We start from the raw sequence: 26,405 nt of genomic DNA, 5'->3' as shown, positions 1-26,405 counted from the left end.
TTTTAGATTCAGTTTTAAAAGCGGATAAATGTATTGGTATCCAATTTAAATCGCATATAAATAGAATATAGGTACGTTTGGGTATCTATTGCAGCTGGTACATTCTGCCCGAATAAGGTTCTATTTTAAAGCCGGCACCGTTGGCTATCGCCACTTCCTGCGGGAAACTAATTTTGTTTTTAGGGCTAAGGATGTCAAGCCCTCTAAAGAATTTTTGGCTTTCGGTGCCCATGGTGAAGAATGCATGAGCGGGTATTTTTATTCTACCCTGAAATTTCTCGCCGGAGAAATTAACGATGACCAGTAATATTTTCTTGTTATGATAGCGTAAGAAAGCAAATAATTTCGTACTATCAAAAGCGACATTGTCTTCATTCGACCACATTAGGTCGTAAAATTTGCCATGGTTAATGGCTTCGTTGTTTCTTATGACGTTTAAAAAGTTTTTATGCCACCTTCTTAATTCAGTTGCTTCCTCAGAAAGCTGTCCGCCATCGTAGTTGCCATCGTTCACCCAATCCTGAAATAATTGAACGCCCCAATAATCAAATATGGTTGTTCTTCCGTCTGCTCCGCTATACCCTTCGTTATCCATGCCTTCCTCGCCCAATTCCTGTCCGAAATAAAGCATCAATGGGTTAGAATAGATGGCCCCGGAAACAACCATGGCAGGGATTGCTTTATGTGCATTGCCTGCGAAAAAAGGGGAGGCGATCCGTTGTTCGTCATGGTTCTCCAAAAAGAAGAGCATGTGCTGATGAATTCCGTTTAACACGTCCCACGCCTTGGTTATTGCCGAAGGTTTTTCGTGTCCTTGAATGATGTTTTTGAGTGTGTCGTACATACCCACCTTGTCGTAGAGGTAATCAAAACCACCATAAGTGATATACTGTCTGTACAAATCCGGATTGTATACTTCCGCGATAAAATCCACCTGTGGGTATTGTTCCTTTACTTTTGGGATAACCCAGTGCCAGAACTCCACAGGTACCATCTCAGCCATATCGCACCTAAAACCATCTATTTTTTTTGCCGACCAGTATAATAATATATCCAGCATCTTTTGCCAGGTATCCGGTATCGGGTCAAAGTGCTTCTCCCGGTTTTTGAATATATCAATTCCGTAATTCAGCTTAACTGTTTCGTACCAGTCGTTTATCCCCGGCTTGGCTGATAAGCAATCGTTACCTGTTACTTTAGCGGGATTCTCGATAAGATGTTCCGCTCCTCTGGCTGTAACGGGGCCGTCAAACTCTTCGCCGGGCAAATAGTAAAAGTTGTTATTGATGTCGAAATTAACATTTGTGTTATCGTCTTCTCCAAAATCTCTGACTCCATCAGGTTTAACATCGGAAACATAATTCCTGGCCAGGTGATTGGGCACAAAGTCAATAATTACCTTTAAATCTTCCTGGTGGCTTCTGTCAACAAGCTTCTCAAACTCCTTTATTCGGTTATCTACATCAACCGCCAGGTCAGGGTTAACATCATAGTAATCTTTTATGGCATAGGGCGAACCTGCTTTTCCTTTAATTACTTCAGGGTAATCTTTGGCTATATTGTATTGACTATAGTCAGTGACTATAGCATGTTCAATAATGCCCGTGTACCAAATATGAGTTGTTCCAAGTTCTTTAATTTCACGCAGCGCCTTTTGCGTAAAATCATTCATCTTACCACACCCATTTTCTTCGATATTACCATGTTTTTTGTTGGTACGTATTTTGTTTCCGAAAAGCCGTGTAAGTACTTGGTATATAATTATTTTGTTCATATGGTTGATCAATTAATTCTGGTTATTGAATTTTGCAGGGATTAGCAATAAAGCGATAAAAATACATTTTTTAATGAATGGTTGTGCCTTATTTTTGATTGAACCCACGAAAAATAATTGTTGGTTTATTGAAATGTTTGTTAAACCAAAGGTATGAATGTGCGTCTTATGAGAAATAATGACTATCGAATCATTTTTTTTTGTTATTTGTGCACTTATTTGAATTAGTGTCAACGTAATTCGGGAAGCATAAAACTAACTAAATGCGCATTTATAAAAAGTTATTTATTCTTATAGCCATACTCCCAAAGGTTTTAATATCGCAATATTACACATCGGGGGCTGACCCGGCAAGTATTAAATGGAACAGGATTGAAACAAAAAACTTTAGGGTTGTTTTTCCCAGGGAGTTTACCGAAAAAGGACAATATGTAGCCAAGATATTGGAGGAGGTGTATAAATATGGAGGTAACTCATTACAGCATAAGCCACGCAGGATAAATGTGTTGGTGCACAGCGAGACGGCTTATTCAAATGGATTTGTGTCGTGGGCGCCCAAACGAATAGAGCTGTACAACAACCCCAACCAGCATATGTACGCACAGGATTGGCTGCAGCAATTGGCCTTGCACGAGTTTAGGCACGTGGTACAATTGGACAAGCTGAATGATGGTTTTACAAAGATGCTATCCTATATTTTAGGTGAGCAGGCGGTGGGCGCTTCGTTGGGTTTGTTTGTTCCTATGTGGTTTTTGGAGGGTGATGCTGTGGTCGCGGAAACAGCATTGACCAAGTCAGGTCGTGGCCGTTCGCCCTGGTTTGAACAGGGCATAAGGGCGCAAATTATGGATAAACGACTCTATTCATACGAAAAAGCGATGTTTGGCTCTTACAGGGATTATGTGCCCAACCATTACGAAATGGGTTACCAGCTGGTAGCAGGAGCACGGGCAAGGTACGGAAGTGATGTGTGGGAAAAAGCGCTCTACCACACAGGTCGAAATCCCCTGGTCATCACTCCTTTTAATCAGGGGCAGAAAAAAGTTACAAGTTTAAACAAAGTAGATCTGTACCAAAGTACTTTTGGGGAATTAAAGCAACAATGGGAGAGGCAGGATAGTGTAACGCAAAAAAGTGGTTTTGAGGACATCACAAAATTATCCATGGATTATGTGAATTATCAGTATCCGGTTGCATTGGGCCAGAATAGCTATGCGGCAGAACTCTCCGGGCCGGGAGAAGTTAGCCGCTTTGTGAGCGTTGATAAGGGGGGTGAAGTGAGGGATTTGTTCGTTCCGGGAAGCAGAAACAACGAACCCTTTTCATATGCCAATCAAACATTGTGTTGGGCAGAACTGGAGCCGGATCCCAGATGGGAAAACAGGATGTTTTCAGTCATTAAATGTTATCATCTGCCGACCCAAAAAATTACCAAAATTACCCGCAAGTCCCGTTACCTTTCACCTGCTTTAAGCAGCGATGGTAGAAATATTGTTGCGGTACGTGTGGATAATAGAAACAATTATCGATTGGTTATTCTGGATAAAAAGACGGGAACTGTATTGCGAGAATTACAACATGGTAATAACAATTATTTGTTTACCCCATCGTGGAGTATGGATGGAACCAAGATTGTTTGCATTGCCTTATCATCGGAAGGAAAGGAAATAGCGATGCTCGATTTGGAAAATGAAGAATGGGAAAGAATTACAGAACCGTCATTTCAGGATATCTCGTTACCTAAATGGGGAATGGATAATGAAATATTATTTACTGCGGGCTATAGTGGAACCGAGGAAATTTATTCGGTTAAAAATGGGGAGATAAGCCAGGTTACTCAATCCAAATACGGATCAACAGGGGCTATTATGGATGGTAATGTCTTGGTGTATTGCAATTACACGGCCAATGGGTATCAATTGGTCATGGCTAAAAAGCAAGAAGTCCTGAATATTCCGTTGAACAATGTGAATGATTATTCTGTAAAACTGCACGAGGTATTATCTGCTCAGGAAATGCGTAAACCGGAATTTTCTTCGGTAGATACCGTTTCCGATTATGAAGTGAAGAAATATTCCAAATGGAACCTTTTAAACTTCCATAGTTGGGCACCAGGTTTTATAAACGTTAACGATGAGCAGGTTGGTGCTGGTGTTACGGCTTTATCACAGAATTTACTGGGCACGGCAAGTACTTCTTTGGGATTGAATGCCGATGCGCAGAAAAGTCTCGAAAAATATTATTTTAACTTTAAATACCAGGGATGGTATCCCGTAATTGATTTGGAAGTGAAACATGGTGATGACCGGATAAAATATACTGATAATGATGACACAATAGCTTATCGTATCAATCAAAAAAGAATACAGACAGAAGTAAAATTAGATATATCATTGCCGTTTAACCTTACCCGAGGAAAGTATAGCACCTACCTGCAGCCCTCAATAGGATATGGCGTATTGAAACGTACGGGGTATGATATTGATGTTGTAAGGACGGCAGAGAATAGATTTGGCAGAGAGGTTACCGAGACGGACATTATTAATGTTCCTGACATAGCCTACCGTACCTTGGAATATTCACTGTATTTTCATCGTCTATTGCGTCGTTCGGAACGGGATGTGACAACCAGATGGGGGCAGATAGCGCAAGTCCTTTACCAAAGTACGCCCTGGGGCAATATGGATGCAGGTGGAATACTGGGATTATATTCAAGAGTTTACCTGCCTGGATTTATGAAGCATCATTCCATACGGGTTGATAATAGTTATCAGCATAAAACAATGGGGGATGAATATGAAGATGGTGGATTAGTGCTTCACCAAACTTTGGGTAATTATTTTTCTGCTCCAAGAGGATATAATTCTAAGCCAAACGACCGGATGTATTCGTTTAAGGGAGATTATATTTTTCCGGTTTGCAATCCCGATTTAAACCTGTCGGGCGTGATTTACCTGAAAAGGGTGACAGCCAATCTGTTTTACGACTATTCCAGAACATTCCGGGAAACTGAATTTACTTCGGGCGAGATCGTAGATGTAAATAAAAACTTCAGTTCCACCGGTTTCGAACTAAGGGGCGAAGTTCATGCATGTAGGTTTATGTTTCCGTTTACGGTAGGATATCGATATGCGAGACTTCTGGAAACGAATCAGAATAAGCATGAATTTTTATTGGGGATCAATATTTCGGGTTTTTCTATTGGCCACTAACCAGTAATGCTTTAGCAACAGTGTAGATATTAACCGACAGATATAATTTTAACATTACATAAAAAGATCATGACAAAGTCAAATGGCAAAGCAACGACAACCAAAAAGTTATTTAGCAGGGAAACCTTTGTAAGTATCGACATTCAAGCCGATCCTAAGACAATTTGGGGCTTGCTAACCCATGCAAAGGATTATCCTAATTGGAATTCAACTATTATTTCCATTGATGGAAAAATTGCACTTGGAGAAAAGATACAACTCAAATCGTATCTTGACCCAAAAAGAGTTTTCAAACTTTCCGTTAGCGTATTTGAACCAGAAAAACGATTGGTTTGGGGTGACGCTATGGGTAAACGAGAATACAAATTGACACCAAACTTAAACGGACAAACAAACTTTGTTATGTCAGAAAAAATTGGTGGACCATTATTTCCATTGTTTTCTAAAATGATACCTCCCTTTGATGAATCATTTGAAAAGTTTTCTAACGACTTAAAAAAAGAAGCTGAAAAAAAACAATCCAGTAAATAATAAAATATGTCGTACAAAACCGGGGCAAAGGAGAAACCGATGGTTTTAAGGACACCACCATTGTCAAAGCCTCACGGGCCAGCGCTTAATCCCAGTCTTTAACAAAGAGCTTGCAAAGCCGACCTGTTTTGTCAACAGGGTATTAGGGTTTCCCCACGCAAAAGAAAACAAAACAAATTAGACATTTGTTGTTTTATCTATTTAAGGAATTTTTGGGGGCTTATTTGTTATCTTTTAAATACAGCCCTATTCGCAGCGTTAACGTCAATTTGTAAGAGACCAATTAGCAATAAATCTTATCTATATAATTTAAAAAAAATCAAGATGAAACTTATGTCTCAAGCCACTTTACAAATTCAGAAACCGATAGAAGAAGTTTTTGAAGGGATTGTAGATCCCATGCTAATGACCCAATATTTTATTTCAGAAAGTAGCGGACGACTGGAATCAGGAAAAGAAGTGATTTGGAAATTTCCAGAATTTGCCGACAAGTATCCAGTGAAAGAAATTAAGATTGAAACCAATCGTTCAGTTTCATTTGTTTGGGATCCAGAAACCGTTGTAAACATGGTATTAGAATCTCTTCCTGACAAAAGTACTGTAGTAAAAGTTACCGAAAGCGGAAAGAAATTTAATGAACATAACCTGAAATGGGTTATTGGTAATACTGCGGGATGGGCAAATTTTCTTGCCTGCATGAAAGCCTATCTGGAATATGGAATACAACTTCGGAAGGGAGCATATGATTTTATGAGAAAAAATGAAAATGGCTGACAGTAAAAATTAATATATCATGAAAGTGACATCTGAACATAACCAGCGAATAGCAAAAATGACATTTGCTTCTGTTTATCCTCATTACTTGACAAAGGTCGAAAAGAAAGGAAGAACAAAAGAAGAACTGCATCAAGTGATTGAGTGGCTAACCGGTTTTGATGAATTCAAAGTACAAGAACTTATTGCTGAGAAAGCAACATTTGAAGCATTCTTTCAAAACGCGGAACTGAACCCTAATGCCCATCTCATTAAGGGCGTAATATGTGGTTATCGAATTGAAGAAATAGATAATCCATTGACCCAACAAGTAAGATATTTAGACAAATTGGTAGATGAATTGGCAAAAGGACGAAAAATGGAGAAGATTTTACGTAATGATGAACCTGTCCCATGACTTCTAAAAAAGAAAACGGTTGCTAATGGTGAACGTAATGCGGGCAGAGTGCTAAATATGAACAAAATAATATGAAATAAACGATGTAACGACTTGATAAGTTTGTGCTTTGGATTTCGCACTATGTTACCAGTGGCTGTAACAAAAAAACTCATTGACTCTTTGTCGCTTCCGCTTTTTTTAGGGCGGAACAGGCTCTGTTCATCCTGAATTATTATATTTGTAGGCTGTTAAAAAAATGATAAGCAATGATTGATTTTTCGCAAGCTACTATTGATAAGATGGTAGTACACCAAGTGGGCTGCAGGGCCGAGGCCGAACCTATGCGCTTTTCAAAAGACATGATGCACCTGCAGGACGATGAAATTGTTTCGGATGTATTACTGAACTATTTTTTCAAGCCATTTAAGGATGATGCTTATTATAATTTCTTCCATCCCGAAGACATAAATAACAATCCGGTTTATTCCACAACGCAAATGTTGTTTGATGATGTTTCGAAATTTTACGATTCATCCATACAAATAGCCGAGTACTTGTATGAGAACTCCAATCATCCTAAAATAAGGGGTGGGGAGTTTTATATGGCCATGTTTAGCAATGTGGTGGTGGACGGAGAGTTGGTAAATGCCATTGGAATTTTTAAATCGGAAAATAAAGAAACGTTTCTGAAGGTTTACTTGAAGGATCAAAACTTTGAGCTGGGTACACAAGAGGGAATTAATATTAAAAAGCTAGATAAAGGCTGTTTGATTTTTAATACGGAACAAGATCAGGGCTATAAAATTTGCTCTATCGATAATATTAACAAAGGTAATGAGGCCCGTTTTTGGGTGGACGACTTTTTAGGCCTTCAACCGCGCGAGGATAATTATTACTTCACACGCAATTACATGGAGATGTGCCGTGGTTTTGTGGATAACGTGTACAACAAGGAGAACGAGGTGGCGCGTGCCGACCAGATTGATATGCTGAACAAATCCATGGATTTTTTTAACAGTAAGGATAACTTTAACGAGGCTAACTTTGAGCATGAAGTGATTGGGCAACCCGAGGTGATAGAGGCGTTTAAGGATTATAAAGAAAGTTATCAGCAAGAATCGAGCGTGCCCTTAAAGGAAGAGTTTGATATCTCCAAAAGTGCGGTAAAAGGTCAGAAAAGCACATTCAAATCTATTTTAAAGTTGGATAAAAACTTTCACGTGTATATTCATGGGCGTAGGGATTATGTAGAAAGAGGGTACGATCAACAAAAAGGATTGAATTATTACACGCTTTATTACGAAATAGAAAGCTAGGAGTGGAGAAAAACGATCAATCGGAGCTACTACAATATTGCATTGCGCATGATATACCTTTTGCAATTTATAATTTGCCTCATTCAGGTAAAGATATTTTGATTATATCCAAATCGGTTCTGGAAAGGGATGTTGAGGATATTTTTTCAATCGGAGATATTTTTACCATTGCGCCATTCTCTTTAGATCAATCTAAGGTCTTGTGTTTGGATGTTGATTATCAAATAGATTCCTCGGAAGTAAGTGAAAAGGTTTGGGCGGAAATAAAAAAGATAAGCGCCTTCCCGGAAGAAGATCATTCAGGATCATTTTACGCTGATTATTCGGATTATACAGATCAGTTCGCTCAATTATATGCCAATATCAAATCCGGTGTAGTTTCAAAAGCCATCTTATCCAGAATAAAACACCATGATGGACTGGAAAGAAATTTGGCCTCGGATTTTTATTTCACACTAAGTCAGGCTTATCCCGGGGCATATGCTTTTATGTTCTATACGCCGCAAACAGGTTTATGGACGGGAGCAAGCCCGGAGTTGCTTTTTAAAGCTGAGCAAGGACTGGGAACCACGGTTTCGCTGGCGGGAACCCTAAAGAATAATGGACAAGTTAAGGCTAACTGGGGCGAAAAAGAAATGGACGAACAACAGATAGTTACTGATTTTGTGACAGGTGTTTTGGCCAAATACGGAATTGAGGATGCCAAAGTGGATGGACCCGAAACCATTGTCGCGGGAAAAATGGCGCATTTAAAAACGCAATATAGTTTTAAGATAGATCATATTGCCACAAGGTTGGGGAGTTTTATTAACGATTTGCACCCAACTCCTGCCGTATGTGGTCTGCCAAAGTTGGCGTCCATGAAAGTGATTCATCAGGTTGAACGTCATGAACGTTCTGTTTATGCCGGCTTTTTGGGAAGAATTCAACCAAACGACATTAAACTGTTCGTGAATATCAGGAGTATGAAGTTTGTGAAAGGTGGTGTAGATTTATATTTGGGAGGCGGAATAACAGCGGGTTCGGAAGTAGAGAAAGAGTGGCAGGAAACGGAATTGAAGGCGGAAACGATGATGAGTGTGATGGATGATGTGATTGATGGAAAAAATCATTGTAGGGTTTTAAAATAAGGGTAAACAAAAGAAATGACAAAAACGATATCAGATAAACCAATAGTACAAATATTAGTGCAGCAGTGTGTAAAGCTCGGCTTGAAAGAAGTGGTGATTTCTCCGGGTTCGCGCAATGCCCCGCTGATTCTGTCTTTTAACTCCATTGAAGAGATAGAGTGTTACACCATTGTTGACGAACGAAGCGCCGGTTTTTTTGCATTGGGCATGGCGCAGCAGCTCAGACGTCCTGTGGCTGTTGTTTGTACCAGTGGTTCGGCTGTTTTAAATTATGCGCCGGCAGTGGCGGAGGCATTTTACCAGGAAATACCTTTGATGGTTTTAACCGCTGACAGACCACCTGAGTGGGTGGGCCAGGCCGACGGACAAACGATTAATCAATCTTTCGTTTTTTCAAATTACATTCGGTACGGAATAGATTTGCCGATAAAAGTTAATCATCCCGATGACCAATGGTATACCGAGCGCTGTATCACCGAAGCGTTTCACAAAACCATTCAACCGGTTATGGGGCCGGTTCATATCAATATCCCGTTAAGGGAGCCTTTGTACGGACGGACTTCTGCTATGAGTCTAAAGAAAGATCCTTATTTGAACCTGGTGCCGGATGCTGTGTTATCAGAAGTCCAGCTAAATGCGTTAGGGGAGAAGTGGAATAAAGCTGAATCCGTAATGATTTTAACGGGAGTTCTTGCTCCGGATGACGAACTAAACCATGTGATAAATACAGTTGCGGATAATGCAAATACGGTTGTGCTTACGGAAACCACTTCCAATTTAAAAGGTGAAAAGTTGGTGGAATGTATCGACCGCCAGGTGTTTAGTATTAACGGGTATGAAACGGCACTGTTCAAACCATCGATGCTCATTACCTTTGGAGGACAGATTGTTAGCAAGCAAATTAAAAAAGTACTTAGGGAAAATCCTCCCAAAGCGCATTGGCATATTGCGTTAAACGATAATGTGATTGATACCTTTCAGCATCTAAGTCTTTCGGTTAAGATGAATCCGTTAGATTTTTTCAAGCAAATTGCGGGAAGGGTTGAAAATAAAAAAAGCCGCTATCAACATATGTGGCACCAGAGAAGGGAAAAGAACAGAAAGGCACACCTGGCTTATGTTGAAGAAGCTAAATGGAGTGACTTTAAAGCGCTGTCGTATATTTATAGTCATTTACCGCAGGATACAGCCTTACATTTGGCCAACAGTACTCCGGTCAGATACGCGCAATTGTTTCAGGATGAGATTAAGGTGAATACATATTCCAATAGAGGCACCAGTGGGATTGATGGCAGCGTAAGCACAGCTGTTGGAGCTGCCAACGTTCAGGATAAACCAACAATGTTGGTCACTGGTGACTTGTCATTCTTTTACGATTCCAACGGTTTGTGGAACAAATATCTAAAACCGAATTTTAAAATTGTGGTAATGAACAATGGGGGAGGTGGAATATTCAGGTTTATTCCCGGGCCAGCCGAGGCTGAGGAGCTGGAGGAATTTTTTGAGGCCAAACACCATCAATCTGCCGAGTATATTGCCAAAGCATTTGGTTTAAGATATCTTTCGTGTGCTAACCAGGAGGAATTACAATCTTCTTATCAGGAATTTGTGGAAAGCAATGAACAAGCTACTTTGTTGGAGGTTTTTACGCCAGGCGAATTAAATGGTAAAATTTTAAGAAAGTATTTTAAGAATCTACAGTCAAACACGTAGATTAGGGTATATATTTATTATCTAAAAAATATGAGCAAATATAACTGGGAAACCATCAAAGCGTATTCCGACATTAAATTCGAGTTTTTTGAAGGCATAGCCAAAGTAACCATCAATCGACCAGAGGTGTATAACGCTTTCCGTCCGGAAACAATTATGGATATGCTGGATGCGTTCGAGATCTGTCGTGAGCGTCAGGATATTAATGTGGTCGTTTTAACCGGAACGGGTGATAAAGCATTTTGTTCTGGTGGCGACCAAAAAGTAAAAGGTGTTGGCGGATATATCGATGAGGAAGGTGTGCCTCGCCTGAACGTGTTAGACCTGCACAAGAAAATCCGTTCTCTGCCCAAGCCTGTCATTGCCATGGTTAACGGTTACGCCATTGGGGGAGGTCACGTACTGCACGTGATTTGCGACCTGACCATAGCTTCGGACAATGCCCGCTTTGGACAAACAGGGCCTAAAGTGGGAAGCTTCGATGCCGGTTTTGGTTCTTCTTACCTGGCGCGTCACGTGGGCCAAAAGAAAGCCCGCGAAATCTGGTTCCTATGTGAGCAATACACAGCCTTAGAAGCGGAAAAAATGGGTATGGTCAACAAAGTGGTTCCTCTGGAGGAGTTGGAAGATACAACCGTTCAATGGTGCCGTACCATCATGAAGCGCAGTCCGCTGGCCTTAAGAATGATCAAACGGGGATTAAACGCCGAATTAGACGGTCAGCACGGTCTGATGGAAATGGCCGGTGATGCCACCTTAATGTATTACCTGATGGAAGAAGCGCAGGAAGGTAAAAATGCATTCCTGGAGAAAAGAGATCCGGATTTTAAGCAGTTTCCTAAGTTTCCGTGATTCAGTAGGCAGTCTTCAGTAGGCAGTAAAACAGTAATCGGTGTTCCGTTATCGGTATATGGTCAGTCGGTCCCGTAGAAATTAATTCTATAGGATACGGGATTTCACTTAGCTCAATAATCGGTGTTTGGTATAAGGTGCTAAATTATTGAAAATGTGTGTTCAGTGCGTGGTTGACCCTGTTCACCGCCCTGGTAGGTAGTTCAGCGGGTAGATTGAACACTTCAGCGCTTTATGCAGCCTGTTCAGCGGTGGGGTAAAACACTTCAGCGCCTCAGGAATGCTGTTCAGCGGTCATCTGGGGCAGTTCAGCGGGGAGGTGGAGCTGTTCATCGATATTATTCTGTAAAATATAAACTCCTTTGTACAGTTCTTCCCCTGGCTTAGTAGCCGGGGGAAGTACCGTATCAAAGATACGGGGATGGGGGTGTTTTGAAAAGGGATTTTTTATTTACTCCGTTATAGGATTTTCATCATTGGAACCATTGCCCCTGTGTTTTCTGTTATAGCGGCTACTGTATTTTTTTAGTTTTTCAGGGTTGTTCCAGAATACAAACTTGCCGCATTCCCTAACTTCATCGTTTACTTCTTTTAACAGGGTGTACATTTGGTCGCGGATAATTTTGTTTTCGTTGCTTTCTTCTCTTTCGCCATTGGCTATATAACGTAAGGCAGCCAACTCGCCAGATAAGGTGCTGGACAATTCTATTTTTTCATTCGTGCAGCCAACTCCCAGTATGGGTTCCGGGTAGGTTCTGGCCAACACGGACAAATCGTTTAAATCCTGAATCATATCAGCGGTGTCTTCTCCTTCGGCAATAGCCGCTACCCGACGTAAAATATCATTGTTATGCCTGTAGGCATATTTGCAGGCTCGCAACATTTCGTTGCGTAAATTAAAACCTTGTTCTGATTTTTCGGCCCATTCTTTGGCATTTTCCTTTTTTAGGTCTCTGTCCCGGTTCCAAATGCTTTGCGCTTCACGTAAAGCATCAGTAAGGATTTCTAGATTAGAAATCATGGTTTCTTGTAAACCAGCCTTAAGTAAAGCTTGCTTGTCCTGGGTAGCGGTGTAAAAAAGTTCCTCGCACTCGTCGGTGTATTCGTCCACGGGAATGTAGGGGTAGCGTGTTTTTTCGGCCGGGATGGCCGTTGCCTCGGCAAATTTAGCCTCGTAAGCTTCTTTGTTTGTCATTTTTGTATAAATTTGACGGTTAGTACTTGCAGATGCCCTGGGCCGTACCTTTCGGTGTTGTCCGTCAAAACTCTGCCGGCGGGTTTCCGGTCTTAGGGGTCATCTGTTTGATATCTAATTTTCACTTGTGAATATAATGTTTTAAAAGTTTATAAACAATAAGTTACCAAAGTTAAATGGTAAAATGATTATCCTATTGGTTTATTTATAATATTCGCAAGTATTGTTTATTTATACCGCTTATTGAAGTCAAAGGTGCATATGAAGCCTGAGAATATTTAAAAGCGAATTGTCCACACTTATTCTTGTTTTACATCACAGCTCCTCCTCCCATCTGCATTATTTCATTTTGGAAAAAAGAGAACCCTGCAATCATTACGATTATTCCAATAGCATATAATGCAAACATCACAATAATCAATATCCCAATAAATTTAAAGTAAGATTTTAGGTTTAACATGGCTATTTCCAGATTCTTGCTTGTAAGCGTTACCACTGCCTCATAAGCCTTTGAAGAAAACTTATACAAGTAAAATACCGGGAAAAAATAAATCAAAGCCAGTATTAAATACAAGAAACTAAATATGGCAGGAGGAAATGGCATGGGAACTGGAAACATGCCATCGCCAATAAAAGAGAATACAATTCCAAAAATGAGTCCTCCAAAGGCAATAAGCCCAACAAAAATGAAACCGATAATGGCTATGAATTTGGCCCAGCCGGCTCCTGTTTTTAAAAATTTAAGTGCATTTTCCGAAAATGCCAATGCAGGTACAACTTGTGTTTCTTGGTTAGTTTGATTGTCCATGGTAATGGTTTTAAGTTAGTTTGTTAGTGTTTGTATACAAACATAATGAAAATGTTTTGTAATACAAATGGATGGATTTTGGTTGTGGAATGGTTATAGCCAATTAGGCTATTATCTCCAATCTAACAATCTATTTATTACATTCCCCAAACATGGATGTCCTTCCCTTGGAAATGATGCAGATTATAAGTGATCTTTTCGTCCCAGCTTGTATCGGTATCTCTGTTAAAAATAACCAAATGTCCATCAGCGGTTCCACATTTATCAATGTATGCAGAAGTTTGTGTAAGTCCCTTCGCTAGTGTTTGTTCGTAACTGTCGTGAATAATCTTTAGCTCAATAACTTCTTCCTGCCATTGGTTATCGCCGTACGGGAATTGGACATGTAGGTCGGTACGCATCATACCTAACCCGTATTCTCTGTTGATAAAGCCTCCTCCATTTACAATTCGTTGAAGATAGGCTTGCATCAATAATTGGGGGCCTGCTTCTTTGTAGTCAAAACGTTCTATCCAGCTTTCCGAGTTTTTCCTGAAGAAATTTTGAAATCCCTGCATCAGTTTTTCCATATTTAAACGGCCGTCAGGATTAAGATACCACAAACGATCTTCGGTCATAGAACCTTGTATGGACAATGTTAATTCACGTGGGATTACTTCTTTGTAGATGGCATTACTTATTCTGTAATTGCTACCAACTTCTTTGGTGATCAGACCAAGATCCATCACGTATTCTATGTCGTCATTGCTTCCTCCAACGGCTTGGTCAGAAGAGGCCAACAAATATGAAATTACATTGTGTACCCTCTCTTCCTTAAGTTTGTCACTCAGTTGGTCCAGATGGGTCTCCCTCCGCATAATCAGGTTTTCTTTGGCTGATTTTATCATTTGAGGTGTAATATGGACAGAACGGTCTCTGTTTTTTTTCATCTCAAAGGTTATCTCAAAGCCCAGTGCATTAACCAGCCAGGGTTGACCCTCGGTATATTCCCATACCAACGGGAAACAATCCTCTTCAAATATTTGTCCTGTTTCTTTTGTGTGTTCCAGGTAAAGGTTTTCACAATCTTCTATTGTGAAGTTACCTAACTTTAAAGATCTGGCTTTGATGTTGAATGCACTACCACCTGTAATAATATCTTGCCCGGAGGTGTGGATTCTGTAATCTTTCACATCGCGAACACCGCATAATATAATACTTTGGGGAAATGATTCGGGACGTGATGTATAACCTGCGCGTATCTGACGTAATACTGAAATAAGGGAATCACCTACAAGTGCATCTATTTCGTCGATCATGAGAACCAGGGGTTTACTTAGCATTCGGCACAAATTAGCTACAAAGTCCCTGACATAACTGAAACCATATAAACTTTCTGGTTCATATATGTCGTTGTTTTTAAGAGGAATATCTGATTGCTTTAATTGCTCTTCAATTTCTTTGATAATAACCCGTTGAACAGCATCAATGTTGTTGCGGTAGGCCTGTCCTGCTTCTACATTAATATAAAGTGCGAAATAATCGTCTTGCGAGTTTAAGTATTCACGTAAAGCCAATAGGCAACTGGTTTTACCGGTTTGGCGAGGAGCATACATTATAAAATATTTCTTCTGAGCAATTAAGAATTCAATATCTTCAAGATCGAACCTAGAAAGCGGATCAAGTTTATAGTGTTCATCCTGATTAACAGGTCCGGCTGTGTTAAAAAACTTTTGCATGACTCATCTTACTTTGGTTATAACAAATGTACGAAATAAGCAGATGATTAGTATGGTTAGTTATCCTGATTGTTAACATATAGCACAAACTGTTCGGATCGTTGGTTGTGAACTTTCATCCAGTTTAATATCTTTAGGGCCTTAATAAAACCTTTGCGGTATTCTACATGTCAAAATTTAAATCTTATATCATAGCCTTTAGGTTGCGAACACTTCCCTTGGCTTTGTCTTCTATTTTAATGGGTAATTTTATTGCAGCCTATCATCAAGCATATAATTGGCAGGTTGGTATATTGGCCATTGTAACTACAATTTTGTTGCAGGTATTAAGCAATGTGGCCAATGACTATGGCGATGCTGTTTCAGGGGCTGACAATGAAGAGCGTGTTGGGCCGGAACGCATGGTGTCCACAGGCAAAATATCAACGTCTGAAATGAAAATCACCGTTATTCTGTTTTCCATACTGTCCTTAATTTCAGGATTGGTATTAATCAGCTATGGAAATTTTGAGGCGATGAGTATAAAGGCATGGGGTTTATTGGTGTTAGGAGTAGGAGCTATTGCTGCTGCTATTAAATATACGGTGGGTAAAAATCCGTATGGTTATAAAGGTATGGGCGATTTTTTTGTATTCTTATTTTTTGGCTTAGCAGGGGTGTTGGGAACTTACTTTTTACATACAGGAAGTTTTAACGTATGGCTGTTGTTGCCTGCCTCGGCCATTGGCTTCTTAAGTACCGGGGTTTTAAATCTGAACAATCTGCGCGATGTAGAGAATGATACTAAAACAGGGAAAAATACGCTGGTCGTGAAGAACGGAAGTAGTTGGGGTAAAAAATACCATGCCTTTCTTCTTATTGGCGCTATGGTTTTAATGGCTGTTTACGGGGTGTTTCAATTCAATAGTTCTTGGCAATGGTTGTTTGTTCCGGTTTTTGTTATTCTTATAAAAAACCTTGTTTTTGTGCGTAAAAACCAAGAACCAAAACTTCTTGACCCTCAACTTAAAAAATTGGCCATAGCCACATTTCTTTTGGTTTTGTTGTCGGGATTTGGATTGTTTTTTTAATATCTTGATACCCCGCTAGAAATGAGCAGGCTTTGAGCCTTCTTACATGATACATTTTTTATGCTAACAGCTTCTTTTAAAAAACATACCTTAAAATTTGTCACACCCGGGGGTACCTCACGCGGGGTGTTAAAGACAAAGGATAGCTGGTATATCCGCGTTTATGAAACGGCCAGACCAGAGGTTGTAGGTCTTGGTGAATGTTCCATCTTGCCGAAGCTGAGCATGGACGACAGGCCTGACCTCGAAAAGAAACTAGCAGAAGTTTGCAGCAACATCAACTCCTACGTTATTAATTTTCACGAATATTTAAAAGAATGGCCCGCGATACGATTTGCCGTGGAAATGGCCTTGCTTGACTTAAGGAATGGAGGCGTCAGGAAAATATTTCACTCCGAATTTTCAATAGGAGAAAAAGCGATCCCCATTAATGGATTAATCTGGATGGGCGAGACGGGATATATGAAAGAACAGTTAGCGCAAAAACTTGAAGAAGGTTTTAATTGCATAAAGATAAAGGTCGGGGCGCTGGATTTTCGAAAGGAAATAGAATTGATTCAGGAAATTAGAAAAACATACGATGCCGCTCAAATAGAAATAAGGGTAGATGCCAATGGGGCTTTTGCAACTGATGAAGCCATGGGAAAGTTAACCGAGCTGAGTGAACTGGGTATCCATTCCATAGAGCAGCCCATAAAAGCAGGACAATGGCAAACGATGGCAGAGCTTTGCGCAGGAACACCCTTGCCGATTGCCTTGGATGAGGAATTGATTGGAATATATAACGTTCTGCAAAAAGAGGAAATGATTTCGGTTATTAAACCTCAATATATTATTTTAAAGCCCTCCTTATTAGGCGGGTTTAAGGCATCGGAAGAATGGGTTAGCTTAGCGGAAAAGTATCATGTTAATTGGTGGGCCACCTCGGCGCTGGAGGGGAATGTCGGACTAAATGCCATTGCCCAATGGACGGCTGTTCAGCATAATTCCATGCCGCAGGGGTTGGGCACGGGTCGGGTGTTTTCTAATAATATCAATTCTCCGTTACAGGTGAAAGCCGGTCATCTTAGCTATAATAGGAATGAGTCATGGGGAGATTTACCATAGAAAAATATAACAGTATAAAGTTAGATGGGATTTGCCGTGAAGGAGAAGAATTGAAGGGGTTTTGTGCCACTCAACTCGAACATAATCCCATGCCTGAATGGCAAACACATATCTATCAATTTATTCTTCAATGGTTATCGCCTGGCGATTATGTGGTTGCACATACTTCGGGTTCAACGGGAATACCGAAAGAAATCCGATTGCAGAAAAAGTATATGCTTGCTTCGGCAAAGAAAACGGTGGGATATTTTAATTTGACTCCGGAGAAAACAGCCCTGTTGTGTTTATCAGCCAACTATATTGCAGGTAAGATGATGTTGGTTCGGGCATTTGTCGGTGGTTTTAATTTGGTTCTGGCAGAGCCCACAGGTACTCCACTTTTGGGTATCCCCGGATCAATTGATTTTGCGGCAATGGTTCCATTACAGGTGTATCATTCAATTCCTGATTGTACTAAAAAAATAAAATCGGTAATTATAGGAGGCGGGGCGGTTTCATCCGGATTAAAGAAGCAGTTGATGGGTTTACCTACCCGGTTTTATGAAACCTATGGCATGACCGAGACAGTATCCCATGTGGCTATCCGGGAGATAAAAGCAGGGTGCGGTTTTTTTAAAGCCATGCCTAACGTGTTCTTTGAACAGGACGAAAGGGGTTGTTTAAAAATTATAGCACCTGATATCAGCGAAAAAAAAATAATTACCAACGATATTGTCAAACTGAAAAACAAGCATGAATTCCTGTTTTTGGGAAGATACGACAGTATCATTAACACGGGAGGCGTTAAAATAATTCCGGAGGAGGTGGAAATGAAATTGGCTTCCGTAATAAAGGTACCCTTTGTTATCTCATCTTTACCCGATGATAAACTGGGTGAGAGGGTGGTAATGGTTTTGGAAACAAGCCGTGGGCAAGTTCATCTCGCCGATTTTTCTTCCGTACTTTCCAAATATGAAATTCCCAAGGAGATTAAAATTATTCCAAATTTCCCTTTAACCGAAACGGGTAAAATTAAGCGGGGGGAAGTAAAGAGATTAATCAGTGGCATGTAATTTGAGTGGTACTTGTTCTGATGAATGTCATTTTACCATTTGCCATTCCAAAACGAGGCCTATGAATAATCGTGTTGAAACCGCATGATGTATTTTCTCATGCCTATTGTGCGTTGAATGGATTTGGGCGAATAATTATTTGGTGAAGAATTGTAGTCCGAATGAAAGAAGGTGACCCAAATACAAACATGCCGAAAATCATAGTAAAAAAAAATGGGTTTTGCTTTCTTTGGCGGATGGGTCAGAAACCGGCCTGATTTATGGATGTCACCTGCATGAAAAATTAATTATATGAAGAATTTAAAGTTGACAAGTGCTGTTTTGATTGCTTTTATGACGTTGAGCAACTTAAGTGCACAGGACAAAAAAGAAGAGGGATACAAATTTGAAACTATCTATGATTTAGAAGCAACATCGGTTAAAAATCAATATCGTTCAGGTACTTGCTGGAGTTTTTCGGGACTTTCGTTTTTGGAATCCGAGGCTATAAAAAACGGGAAGGGCTCTTTTGATTTATCCGAAATGTTCGTGGTAAGAAACTGTTATTCAGATAAGGCCGTAAAATACGTTCGTTTGCATGGATCATTAAACTTTGGGGCAGGTGGATCCTTCGAAGATGTGCTTTACACTTTGCGTAACTATGGTATTGTTCCCGAAGAAACATATGCAGGATTAAATTACGGTGAGCCTAAGCATGTGCATGGGGAGTTGGATAAACTGTTAAAAGTATATGTTGATGGTGTTATCGAAAACAAGAACAAAAAACTATCTCCGGTGTGGCACAAAGGATTTAACGGCATATTGGATGCATACATGGGGGAGTACCCTGAAACATTTACCTACAAGGAAAAGGAATACACCCCAAAAACATTTGCCAAAGAAGTTACAGGGTTAGATGCGGATGATTATATCATATTAACATCGTTTACCCACCACCCTTATTATTCAAAGTTTGTATTTGAAGTACCTGATAACTGGGTGTGGGGGGAAGTTTACAATGTTACCTTAGATGATTTAAAGGAGATTATGCATGCCACCCTGGAACAAGGGCATACCTTTGGGTGGGCATCCGATGTCAGCGAAAAAGGGTTTTCTTTCAGAAATGGGGTAGCTGTGGTTCCTGAAAGCGACATTGAAGAAATGGATGGATCGGAACGTTCAAAGTGGGAAGCCATGAGCAATGCAGAGCGGGAGAAAATGATGTACAGTTTTGACGGCCCTGTAAAGGAAAAAGTGATTACACCAGAAATGCGCCAGGAACAATTCGATAATTATTTAAGTACCGATGATCATGGAATGCATATCACAGGAATGGTGAAGGATCAGAAAGGATCCATTTATTATAAGGTGAAAAATTCGTGGGATACCAATAACAAGTACGATGGTTATTTTTATGCTTCGGAACCTTTTGTGCTGTTAAAAACCATGAATATCATGATCAATAAAAACACTTTGCCTAAAACGCTTAAAAAGAAATTGGGCATCAGATAGTTCAACAGTGCCAATTGACAATAGTTAAGATATACGTTATCATCACCAGCGATTTACCCAATCAACCATAAATGGTAACGTCAAAAGCCACTTTCGTTTATCGGAGGTGGCTTTTATTTTTAAATGCCTGATGTTTCCTCCCGGATGATTTTATCCGAGATCGGTTCTTAGAAAATAAAAATAATTTCTAACGGCAGCAGGCTTTTTGCGTATCCGGGAAGTCCCGACTAAGAAATTCTTATAATTCAGTTTTGCAGAAATATTCAGATTTTATTAGTCGAATTACTTATCAGGTATTTTCTAATGACAATTTTGGGATTATATTTGTCCATATTGTATGAGAATAGCGCCACTTATCAGTTATATATCTAATTATCTACATCATGAACTACAAAGACTATAAAACCCGAATGAAAATCAGGGCGGAAGCCGGGGATATTTATGCAGCCTTAACCAATCCGTTTACCATTGAATTATGGTCGGGCTATAAGGCCGAGATGTCCACCGAGCCAAATTCCGAATTTTCACTTTGGGAAGGCGATATATCGGGTAAGAACCTGGAATTCGAAACCAATAAAAAGGTAGTTCAGGAGTGGTATTTCGGAGAGCAGCCCGAACCTTCCATCGTAACCATAAAAATATTTGAGCAGAAAAACCTGTGCCAGGTAGAATTAGTACATACCAATATCCCCGAAGAGGATTTTGAAGATATATGTGAAGGCTGGAACGAATATTACCTGGGAGCTATCAAAGAATTTTTTGAACAGGATTAACCCTGAATAATTTACCTTTTCCAAAATTTTTGACTTTGGAAAAGTTTGGTAAACGGTACTTGACATTAAAAATCGATTTTGTTAACTTTAGTTAGATATCAAACCTAACTGGAGCGTATGAATTCCATTAACTACAGTGCTGTCCCTTTTGTGCGTTTGCTGCTACCGCTACTTGTAGGCCGGGTTCTTTCATTATTTGTTCCAACGCCGTTAATATCTTATCTATTGATATTTGCGCTGAGCCTGTTGGTAATCACTTTTTTATTTCGTTCTTCTGGAATACGCTATTCCAAACGTTGGATTGTTGGTGTGATTATTCCTATGGCGTTATTGACTTTCGGAATTATTAATAAACCTAACTATTCTTTTGATGCATCTTTATTGGCGCAACAGCGTGTTTACAGAGCCATCGTAAAACAAGTGATTAAAGATGCGGATGACAAGCAAAGCCTCATTCTCTCATGTGTTAATATTGATTCTACTTCTCAATATTATTTTAATGCTTTAATGTATGTTCGCAACGATAGCATAGATAAATTACTGCCCGGGGATAAAATAGCTTATGAAGCCACCCTTTCCGAAATAAAGCTTACCGGAAACCCTTTTGCCTTTGAATATGCCAACTACATGAAAAACAAGGGTGTGGAAGGCCAGTTTTTTACAGAGCGTCAAAATGTTCAAAGATTGGGACGTTCCTTCTCGGTAAATCGTTTCTTTTATCAAGCCCGTCAGAAAGCAGAAGGTAAATTACGGCTTCTTCCATTAAACGAGGAAGAATTTGCCATAGTTTCTGCCTTGGTACTCGGGAATAAATCCATGTTAAACTACCAAACCAAGGCAAACTTCTCCAGTGCAGGTGCCATTCATGTGTTATCTATTTCAGGGCTTCATGTCGGAATTATCTATCTCATGCTCATGTCGCTTTTGGGTAGGATAGGAAAAGGGGCTATAGCATTAGTTAAAGTTCTGATTGTGATTTTTGCCTTATGGTTTTATGCGGCCATTAGCGGAATGTCGCCTTCTGTTTCCAGGGCTACGCTAATGTTTAGCATTTTTGTTATCGCCAAGTGGAAGAGCCACCGATACAATATTTACCACTCCATGGCTATCGCCGCATTTATAATTTTAATCATAAAACCAGATTCAGCTATTCATGCAGGATTTTGGTTGAGCTTTTTAGCAGTGGCGTCCATCGTGTACTTTTATCCCCTCATTAACGGGGTGTGGTATTTTTCTTCCCCATGGGGCAAATATACCTGGGCTTTGGTTTCCGTTTCGCTGGCTGCGCAAATCGGAACGCTTCCCTTAAGTCTTTTTCTTTTTGGTTTTTTTCCTACCTGGTTTATTCTTTCCAATATATTGATAATCCCTGTTTTACCCATTATGTTGGTTGGTGCTATAATGGTAATCGTTCTGCCCGGAGATTCAATTGTTATGCTTTTAGTGGCCGATGCTATTTCAGCCATGTTCGGGTATTTGAACGAGATAACAGCTTGGACAGGTTGTTTGCCATTTGCACGATATACAAGAATACAGCTGCAATTTTACCAGGTATTTGTGTTTTATGTATCGCTGATTTCGTTTGTGATGTGGCGACATTTAAAACGGGGTAAATATTTAGTTTATGGAATGACGTTTTTATGGATTGGAATAACAGGAATATCGGTAGCAACTTATAATAAATACCACCAGCAAGTATTTTCGGTTCATCAGGTAAAGGATAAAACGGCAATAACAGTAACATCAATCCATCAATGCGAATGTTGGCTAAATGAATCACTGGATACTAAAGAAATAGATTACGCTGTGCTGCCTCTCGTTCTGCATCAACAAGCGCAGAACCTATACCCTCATAAAATGGATTCAATTGTTGTATGTCCTATTCCCTTTAAAGGCAAAAACATACTTGTTTTAAATGGTGAGGTTGATATCAAAAAACTTGGCCGCAATACAGATATCATTGTGTTCACCGCAAAACTTAAGTCATTTCAAATAAAAAAGATGTTGGATACATTGAACGGTCAAACTCTAATATTTGATTCCTCGTTTTCTAATTCGCAAAGCAGATATCTGCAAAAAGAACTAATAAATCGTAAGTTAAATGCCCATTTTGTAATGTTGGATGGTGCATATTCGATGACTATCTAGTCTATACAAATCAAAATTCATCCCGTATCAAGTGTTAATGTTTTGCTGCGCAAATAAATAGGGTGTTACAATAAATATTGTTAATGGTGGACAATTTTAATTTTTATCTTATAAATTTGCATCGGTTTTCTAAATACGGTTTTTCGTATTTGTGTTTTAAGAAAAAGTAATCGATGAGAATTATTATTGCAGGTGCAGGGGAGGTAGGTACACATGTTGCAAAAATGATGTGCCATGCCAATCATGATGTTATTTTGATTGATGATAGCGAAGAACGTCTTCAACAGATTGACGCTCATTTTGACTTGATGACGATCGTTGGGTCGGTTTCCTCTATTGAGGACTTAAAGCAAGCCAATGTAGCGGCCTGCGATTTGTTTATTGCCGTTCCTCCATACGAGGAGTTAAGCATATTGTCGGCAATACTGGCAAAAAAACTGGGTGCCAAGGTTACTATTGCCCGCATTAACAACTACGAATATTTATTACCCGAAAACAAGGAATTTTTTAATCAGTTAGGGGTGGACGAACTGATTTATCCGGAGCAATTGGCCGCCAAGGAAATTGCTACCTCTTTAAAAAGAGTGGGTATCCGACAGCAAATTGATTTTTCTGATGGTAAACTGATTTTATATGCGATTAAGATTAGAGCCAATGCACCCATTGTAAATAAAACCTTGGCCGAGGTAGCAGAAATGCACGAGACCAAATTATATAATACGGTCGCCATCAACAGGGACGGGCAAACTATTATTCCTCGCGGTAATGAATCGTTCAGACACAATGACCTAGCTTACATTTTAACAACTCCCGAAGGAACCCTAAAGGTAATGGAGGACGCAGGGAAAGAGCATTTTGATGTCAGGAATGTGATGATTCTCGGTGGTAGCCGAATAGGTAAAAAAGTGGCGCAACGTTTAGAAGACGACTATAACGTGAAACTGATTGAAATTGACCGCGATAAAAGCACCAAGCTGGCAGATACCCTGGAGAATACCTTGGTGATTAGCGGGGATGGCCGAAACCTTGAGTTGTTAAAAGATGAAGGTATTAAAAAGATGGATGCCTTTGTTGCAGTAACCTCAAACTCAGAAGTAAACATTTTGGCATGTCAGTTGGCCAAAAAAATGGGTATCCGAAAAACAGTGGCCGAGGTGGAGAACATGGATTACATCGATTTGGCCGAGAATATTGGTATAGGAACGTTGATCAATAAAAAACTGATTGCCGCAAGTTATATTTATCGCTATACCGTTAGAGCTCGTGTTTCGCACGTAAAATGCCTGATCGCCTCAGAAGCAGAAGTGCTGGAATTGGTAGCCACGCAAGATTCCAAAATTATTAAAGGCCGATTAAGTGATCTGAAGTTGCCGAAAGATGTAAATGTGGGAGGAATCATCCGAAACGGAACTGCCATCATTGCAACAGGTAACACGCAAATTATTCCGAACGATAAGGTGGTGGTTTTTGCCATGCCTTCGGGTATCCGAAAGATTGAAAAGATGTTTCTTTAATCAAACATTTTTTGCATATCTAAAATAGCGGAGTAAATTTGTGCCTTTCATTATTGGTTTCGAAAAGATAAACTATCCTTTGGTATGTTAAATGGTAGAATAGTCCTGCTTATTATGGGGCTTCTTCTGGTAGTAGAAGGTGCATTTATGTTACTTTCTTCAGTGGTTGCCGCAATTTACGGTGAGTACGACTTGCCTTATTTCCTTTGGTCTGCGTTAATATGTATTTCTATCGGTGGGATACTATTTGCCACCAATCATAAGGCAGAGAAAAATATAGGAAAGCGTGAGGGATATATCATAGTTTCTATGGTATGGATTGTTTTCTCGTTTTTCGGTCTGCTTCCATTTTATTTGAGCGGAGCCATTCCTTCCTTTACAGATGCCTTCTTCGAAACCATGTCGGGTTTTACTACCACAGGTTCCTCCATATTAAACGATATTGAAGCTTTGCCTCATGGGATATTGTTTTGGCGAAGCATTATCCAATGGCTGGGAGGAATGGGGATCATCGTGTTTTCATTGGCTATTTTGCCTTTGCTAGGCGTGGGGGGGATGCAGCTATTTGTGGCGGAGGTTCCGGGGCCTGTAGCCGAAAAATTAAGCCCGCGTATTGCAGACACGGCCAAACGTCTTTGGGGAATATACGTGCTGTTTACGGTGGTTGAAACTATCTTGTTGTGGGCTGGCGGGATGACTTATTTCGATGCGATCTGTCATTCGTTTACCACTATGGCCACAGGAGGCTATTCTACCAAACAGGCCAGTGTGGCCTTTTACGATTCCGCTTACATTCAGTATGTGATTATCCTTTTTATGTTTATTGCTGGTGCCAACTTTTCATTGTCATATGCCGGTTTACATGGTAAGATAAAAAAGGTGTTTAAAGATGAGGAATTTCAGTATTATTTAGGTTTTGTACTACTGGTTTCCGTGCTGGTAGCTGCGGTACTGTTTGTTTCGGGTGATGTAACAAATGTAGAAAAAGCTTTTAGGGATGCCTTATTCCAGGTGGTTTCCTTAATTACAACAACGGGTTATGCTACGGCCGATTACCTCGTATGGTTTCCAACCCTAAGTATCATCATGTTTATGTTAATGTTTGTTGGAGGTAGTGCAGGTTCTACCGGGGGTGGGATTAAAGTGGTACGTATTGTTTTGCTATTGAAAAATGCTTATTTCGAATTAAAGAGACTGATCCACCCAAATGCAGTTATTCCTGTCAGATTTAACTCCAAAGCCGTATCTCCTACCATTATTACAAACGTATTAGCCTTTATCGTTATATACATGTTGATAGTAGGTATCAGTATGATAATCATGTCCTTTATGGGATATGATTTGAATACGTCAATAGGTGCAGTTGCAACCTGTATTGGTAATATTGGACCCGGACTTGGAGAGGTAGGGCCGGCAGCCAACTTTGCCCATATCCCGAACCTTGGTAAGTGGTTCTTGAGTTTTTTGATGCTGATAGGGCGATTGGAGATTTTTACGGTGGTGCTCCTTTTTTCCCCGCATTTTTGGAAGAATTAATTATTTTTTGAATAACCGTTCGTCAAAATAAAATTTCTCTGTTTTGATAATTTTAACTTCATTAAAATCAGGGTGAAGAGGATTGATTAAAATGTTAAAGTCGCCCTGTACTGCTGCAGATGGCACTTTGATATAAAGATGTTTGTGGTTATTAACGAAGGTATTTCCAAATTCTTGTGTTGCTCTTAAATCCGGATTATGTATTGGAGGTTCGTCATGAGCATTGCAAGTACAATAAAACAAGGCATTACCGAAACGAGGCATAACTTGTCCCGATTACTTTCGGGAGCATCGTTCTGGTGAGTTGAAGTT

At 39.9% G+C, this 26,405-nt stretch carries 21 protein-coding genes; 16 read left to right on the top strand and 5 right to left on the bottom strand.

The window, feature by feature from the left end; translation table 11 throughout:
• Positions 1–85 precede the first annotated feature (85 nt).
• Positions 86–1,774, bottom strand: coding sequence for an alpha-amylase family protein (locus ACT29I_RS03185; RefSeq protein WP_430932296.1), 1,689 nt, complete (start codon positions 1,772–1,774; stop codon positions 86–88).
• Between the two features lie 263 nt (positions 1,775–2,037).
• On the opposite strand from ACT29I_RS03185, the gene ACT29I_RS03180 reads away from it, so the two are divergent.
• The 8 genes from ACT29I_RS03180 (at position 2,038) to menB (ending at position 11,681) form a co-directional block, all read left to right on the top strand.
• Entirely contained in the window at positions 2,038–4,986 is a 2,949-nt protein-coding gene (locus tag ACT29I_RS03180; RefSeq protein WP_444792682.1) for a TolB family protein, read from the top strand.
• A gap of 69 nt (positions 4,987–5,055) precedes the next feature.
• The gene (locus tag ACT29I_RS03175; protein WP_444792681.1) at positions 5,056–5,517 is read left to right on the top strand and encodes a hypothetical protein; all 462 of its coding nucleotides are present in this window, start codon (positions 5,056–5,058) and stop codon (positions 5,515–5,517) included.
• Positions 5,518–5,841: 324 nt separating this feature from the next.
• Positions 5,842–6,291, top strand: coding sequence for an SRPBCC domain-containing protein (locus ACT29I_RS03170; protein ID WP_444792680.1), 450 nt, complete (start codon positions 5,842–5,844; stop codon positions 6,289–6,291).
• 19 nt (positions 6,292–6,310) lie between these two features.
• The gene (locus ACT29I_RS03165; protein ID WP_444792679.1) at positions 6,311–6,688 is read left to right on the top strand and encodes a DUF2200 domain-containing protein; all 378 of its coding nucleotides are present in this window, start codon (positions 6,311–6,313) and stop codon (positions 6,686–6,688) included.
• Positions 6,689–6,936: 248 nt separating this feature from the next.
• Positions 6,937–7,986, top strand: coding sequence for a nucleoid-associated protein (locus ACT29I_RS03160; RefSeq protein ID WP_430932291.1), 1,050 nt, complete (start codon positions 6,937–6,939; stop codon positions 7,984–7,986).
• A gap of 2 nt (positions 7,987–7,988) precedes the next feature.
• Positions 7,989–9,116, top strand: a complete 1,128-nt coding sequence (locus tag ACT29I_RS03155; RefSeq protein ID WP_444792678.1) for a chorismate-binding protein — start codon at positions 7,989–7,991, stop codon at positions 9,114–9,116.
• Positions 9,117–9,131: 15 nt separating this feature from the next.
• A complete protein-coding gene (gene menD / locus ACT29I_RS03150) occupies positions 9,132–10,829 on the top strand; it encodes a 2-succinyl-5-enolpyruvyl-6-hydroxy-3-cyclohexene-1-carboxylic-acid synthase (protein ID WP_444792677.1) in 1,698 nt (565 codons plus the stop codon).
• Positions 10,830–10,859: 30 nt separating this feature from the next.
• Entirely contained in the window at positions 10,860–11,681 is an 822-nt protein-coding gene (gene menB, locus ACT29I_RS03145; protein ID WP_430932288.1) for a 1,4-dihydroxy-2-naphthoyl-CoA synthase, read from the top strand.
• A gap of 451 nt (positions 11,682–12,132) precedes the next feature.
• Here menB and ACT29I_RS03140 read toward each other — a convergent pair whose 3' ends face one another.
• The 3 genes from ACT29I_RS03140 to ACT29I_RS03130 form a co-directional block, all read right to left on the bottom strand.
• The gene (locus ACT29I_RS03140; RefSeq protein WP_430932287.1) at positions 12,133–12,876 is read right to left on the bottom strand and encodes a hypothetical protein; all 744 of its coding nucleotides are present in this window, start codon (positions 12,874–12,876) and stop codon (positions 12,133–12,135) included.
• Positions 12,877–13,186: 310 nt separating this feature from the next.
• Complete coding sequence (locus ACT29I_RS03135; RefSeq protein WP_430932286.1) at positions 13,187–13,684, bottom strand: hypothetical protein; 498 nt, start codon at positions 13,682–13,684, stop codon at positions 13,187–13,189.
• Positions 13,685–13,821: 137 nt separating this feature from the next.
• Entirely contained in the window at positions 13,822–15,402 is a 1,581-nt protein-coding gene (locus ACT29I_RS03130) for an AAA-like domain-containing protein (protein WP_444792676.1), read from the bottom strand.
• Between the two features lie 167 nt (positions 15,403–15,569).
• On the opposite strand from ACT29I_RS03130, the gene ACT29I_RS03125 reads away from it, so the two are divergent.
• From ACT29I_RS03125 to ACT29I_RS03090, 8 genes are all read left to right on the top strand, one after another.
• A complete protein-coding gene (locus ACT29I_RS03125) occupies positions 15,570–16,472 on the top strand; it encodes a 1,4-dihydroxy-2-naphthoate polyprenyltransferase (protein WP_430932284.1) in 903 nt (300 codons plus the stop codon).
• Positions 16,473–16,532: 60 nt separating this feature from the next.
• Positions 16,533–17,579: an o-succinylbenzoate synthase gene (locus ACT29I_RS03120; protein WP_430932283.1), complete on the top strand. Its 1,047-nt coding sequence runs from the start codon at positions 16,533–16,535 to the stop codon at positions 17,577–17,579.
• The gene (locus ACT29I_RS03115) at positions 17,561–18,631 is read left to right on the top strand and encodes an AMP-binding protein (protein WP_430932282.1); all 1,071 of its coding nucleotides are present in this window, start codon (positions 17,561–17,563) and stop codon (positions 18,629–18,631) included. Before ACT29I_RS03120 ends, ACT29I_RS03115 begins: the two co-directional genes overlap by 19 nt.
• A gap of 291 nt (positions 18,632–18,922) precedes the next feature.
• On the top strand, positions 18,923–20,122 hold the full coding sequence (locus tag ACT29I_RS03110) for a C1 family peptidase (protein WP_430932281.1): 1,200 nt from the start codon (positions 18,923–18,925) through the stop codon (positions 20,120–20,122).
• Between the two features lie 383 nt (positions 20,123–20,505).
• Entirely contained in the window at positions 20,506–20,895 is a 390-nt protein-coding gene (locus ACT29I_RS03105; protein WP_430932280.1) for an SRPBCC domain-containing protein, read from the top strand.
• A gap of 117 nt (positions 20,896–21,012) precedes the next feature.
• Entirely contained in the window at positions 21,013–23,043 is a 2,031-nt protein-coding gene (locus ACT29I_RS03100) for a ComEC/Rec2 family competence protein (RefSeq protein ID WP_444792675.1), read from the top strand.
• Positions 23,044–23,216: 173 nt separating this feature from the next.
• Complete coding sequence (trkA, locus tag ACT29I_RS03095; protein ID WP_430932278.1) at positions 23,217–24,557, top strand: Trk system potassium transporter TrkA; 1,341 nt, start codon at positions 23,217–23,219, stop codon at positions 24,555–24,557.
• Positions 24,558–24,641: 84 nt separating this feature from the next.
• Entirely contained in the window at positions 24,642–26,093 is a 1,452-nt protein-coding gene (locus ACT29I_RS03090; protein ID WP_430932277.1) for a TrkH family potassium uptake protein, read from the top strand.
• Here ACT29I_RS03090 and ACT29I_RS03085 read toward each other — a convergent pair whose 3' ends face one another.
• The gene (locus ACT29I_RS03085; RefSeq protein WP_444792674.1) at positions 26,094–26,357 is read right to left on the bottom strand and encodes an RES family NAD+ phosphorylase; all 264 of its coding nucleotides are present in this window, start codon (positions 26,355–26,357) and stop codon (positions 26,094–26,096) included. It lies immediately after the preceding gene.
• Positions 26,358–26,405: the final 48 nt, after the last annotated feature.

The organism is Saccharicrinis sp. GN24d3 (assembly GCF_052400645.1).
Taxonomy (GTDB): Bacteria; Bacteroidota; Bacteroidia; order Bacteroidales; family Marinilabiliaceae; genus Saccharicrinis.
Note: the sequence above shows the minus strand (reverse complement) of the source record. Positions and strands in the feature narration are given on the sequence as shown.

Excerpts from the sequence above, each read along its gene's own strand:
- ACT29I_RS03185 (WP_430932296.1), bottom strand. The coding sequence starts at position 1,774 with ATGAACAAAATAATTATATACCAAGTACTTACACGGCTTTTCGGAAAC.
- ACT29I_RS03180 (WP_444792682.1), top strand. The coding sequence starts at position 2,038 with ATGCGCATTTATAAAAAGTTATTTATTCTTATAGCCATACTCCCAAAG.
- ACT29I_RS03175 (WP_444792681.1), top strand. The coding sequence starts at position 5,056 with ATGACAAAGTCAAATGGCAAAGCAACGACAACCAAAAAGTTATTTAGC.
- ACT29I_RS03170 (WP_444792680.1), top strand. The coding sequence starts at position 5,842 with ATGAAACTTATGTCTCAAGCCACTTTACAAATTCAGAAACCGATAGAA.
- ACT29I_RS03165 (WP_444792679.1), top strand. The coding sequence starts at position 6,311 with ATGAAAGTGACATCTGAACATAACCAGCGAATAGCAAAAATGACATTT.
- ACT29I_RS03160 (WP_430932291.1), top strand. The coding sequence starts at position 6,937 with ATGATTGATTTTTCGCAAGCTACTATTGATAAGATGGTAGTACACCAA.
- menD (WP_444792677.1), top strand. The coding sequence starts at position 9,132 with ATGACAAAAACGATATCAGATAAACCAATAGTACAAATATTAGTGCAG.
- menB (WP_430932288.1), top strand. The coding sequence starts at position 10,860 with ATGAGCAAATATAACTGGGAAACCATCAAAGCGTATTCCGACATTAAA.
- ACT29I_RS03140 (WP_430932287.1), bottom strand. The coding sequence starts at position 12,876 with ATGACAAACAAAGAAGCTTACGAGGCTAAATTTGCCGAGGCAACGGCC.
- ACT29I_RS03135 (WP_430932286.1), bottom strand. The coding sequence starts at position 13,684 with ATGGACAATCAAACTAACCAAGAAACACAAGTTGTACCTGCATTGGCA.
- ACT29I_RS03130 (WP_444792676.1), bottom strand. The coding sequence starts at position 15,402 with ATGCAAAAGTTTTTTAACACAGCCGGACCTGTTAATCAGGATGAACAC.
- ACT29I_RS03125 (WP_430932284.1), top strand. The coding sequence starts at position 15,570 with ATGTCAAAATTTAAATCTTATATCATAGCCTTTAGGTTGCGAACACTT.
- ACT29I_RS03120 (WP_430932283.1), top strand. The coding sequence starts at position 16,533 with ATGCTAACAGCTTCTTTTAAAAAACATACCTTAAAATTTGTCACACCC.
- ACT29I_RS03115 (WP_430932282.1), top strand. The coding sequence starts at position 17,561 with ATGGGGAGATTTACCATAGAAAAATATAACAGTATAAAGTTAGATGGG.
- ACT29I_RS03110 (WP_430932281.1), top strand. The coding sequence starts at position 18,923 with ATGAAGAATTTAAAGTTGACAAGTGCTGTTTTGATTGCTTTTATGACG.
- ACT29I_RS03105 (WP_430932280.1), top strand. The coding sequence starts at position 20,506 with ATGAACTACAAAGACTATAAAACCCGAATGAAAATCAGGGCGGAAGCC.
- ACT29I_RS03100 (WP_444792675.1), top strand. The coding sequence starts at position 21,013 with ATGAATTCCATTAACTACAGTGCTGTCCCTTTTGTGCGTTTGCTGCTA.
- trkA (WP_430932278.1), top strand. The coding sequence starts at position 23,217 with ATGAGAATTATTATTGCAGGTGCAGGGGAGGTAGGTACACATGTTGCA.
- ACT29I_RS03090 (WP_430932277.1), top strand. The coding sequence starts at position 24,642 with ATGTTAAATGGTAGAATAGTCCTGCTTATTATGGGGCTTCTTCTGGTA.
- ACT29I_RS03085 (WP_444792674.1), bottom strand. The coding sequence starts at position 26,357 with ATGCCTCGTTTCGGTAATGCCTTGTTTTATTGTACTTGCAATGCTCAT.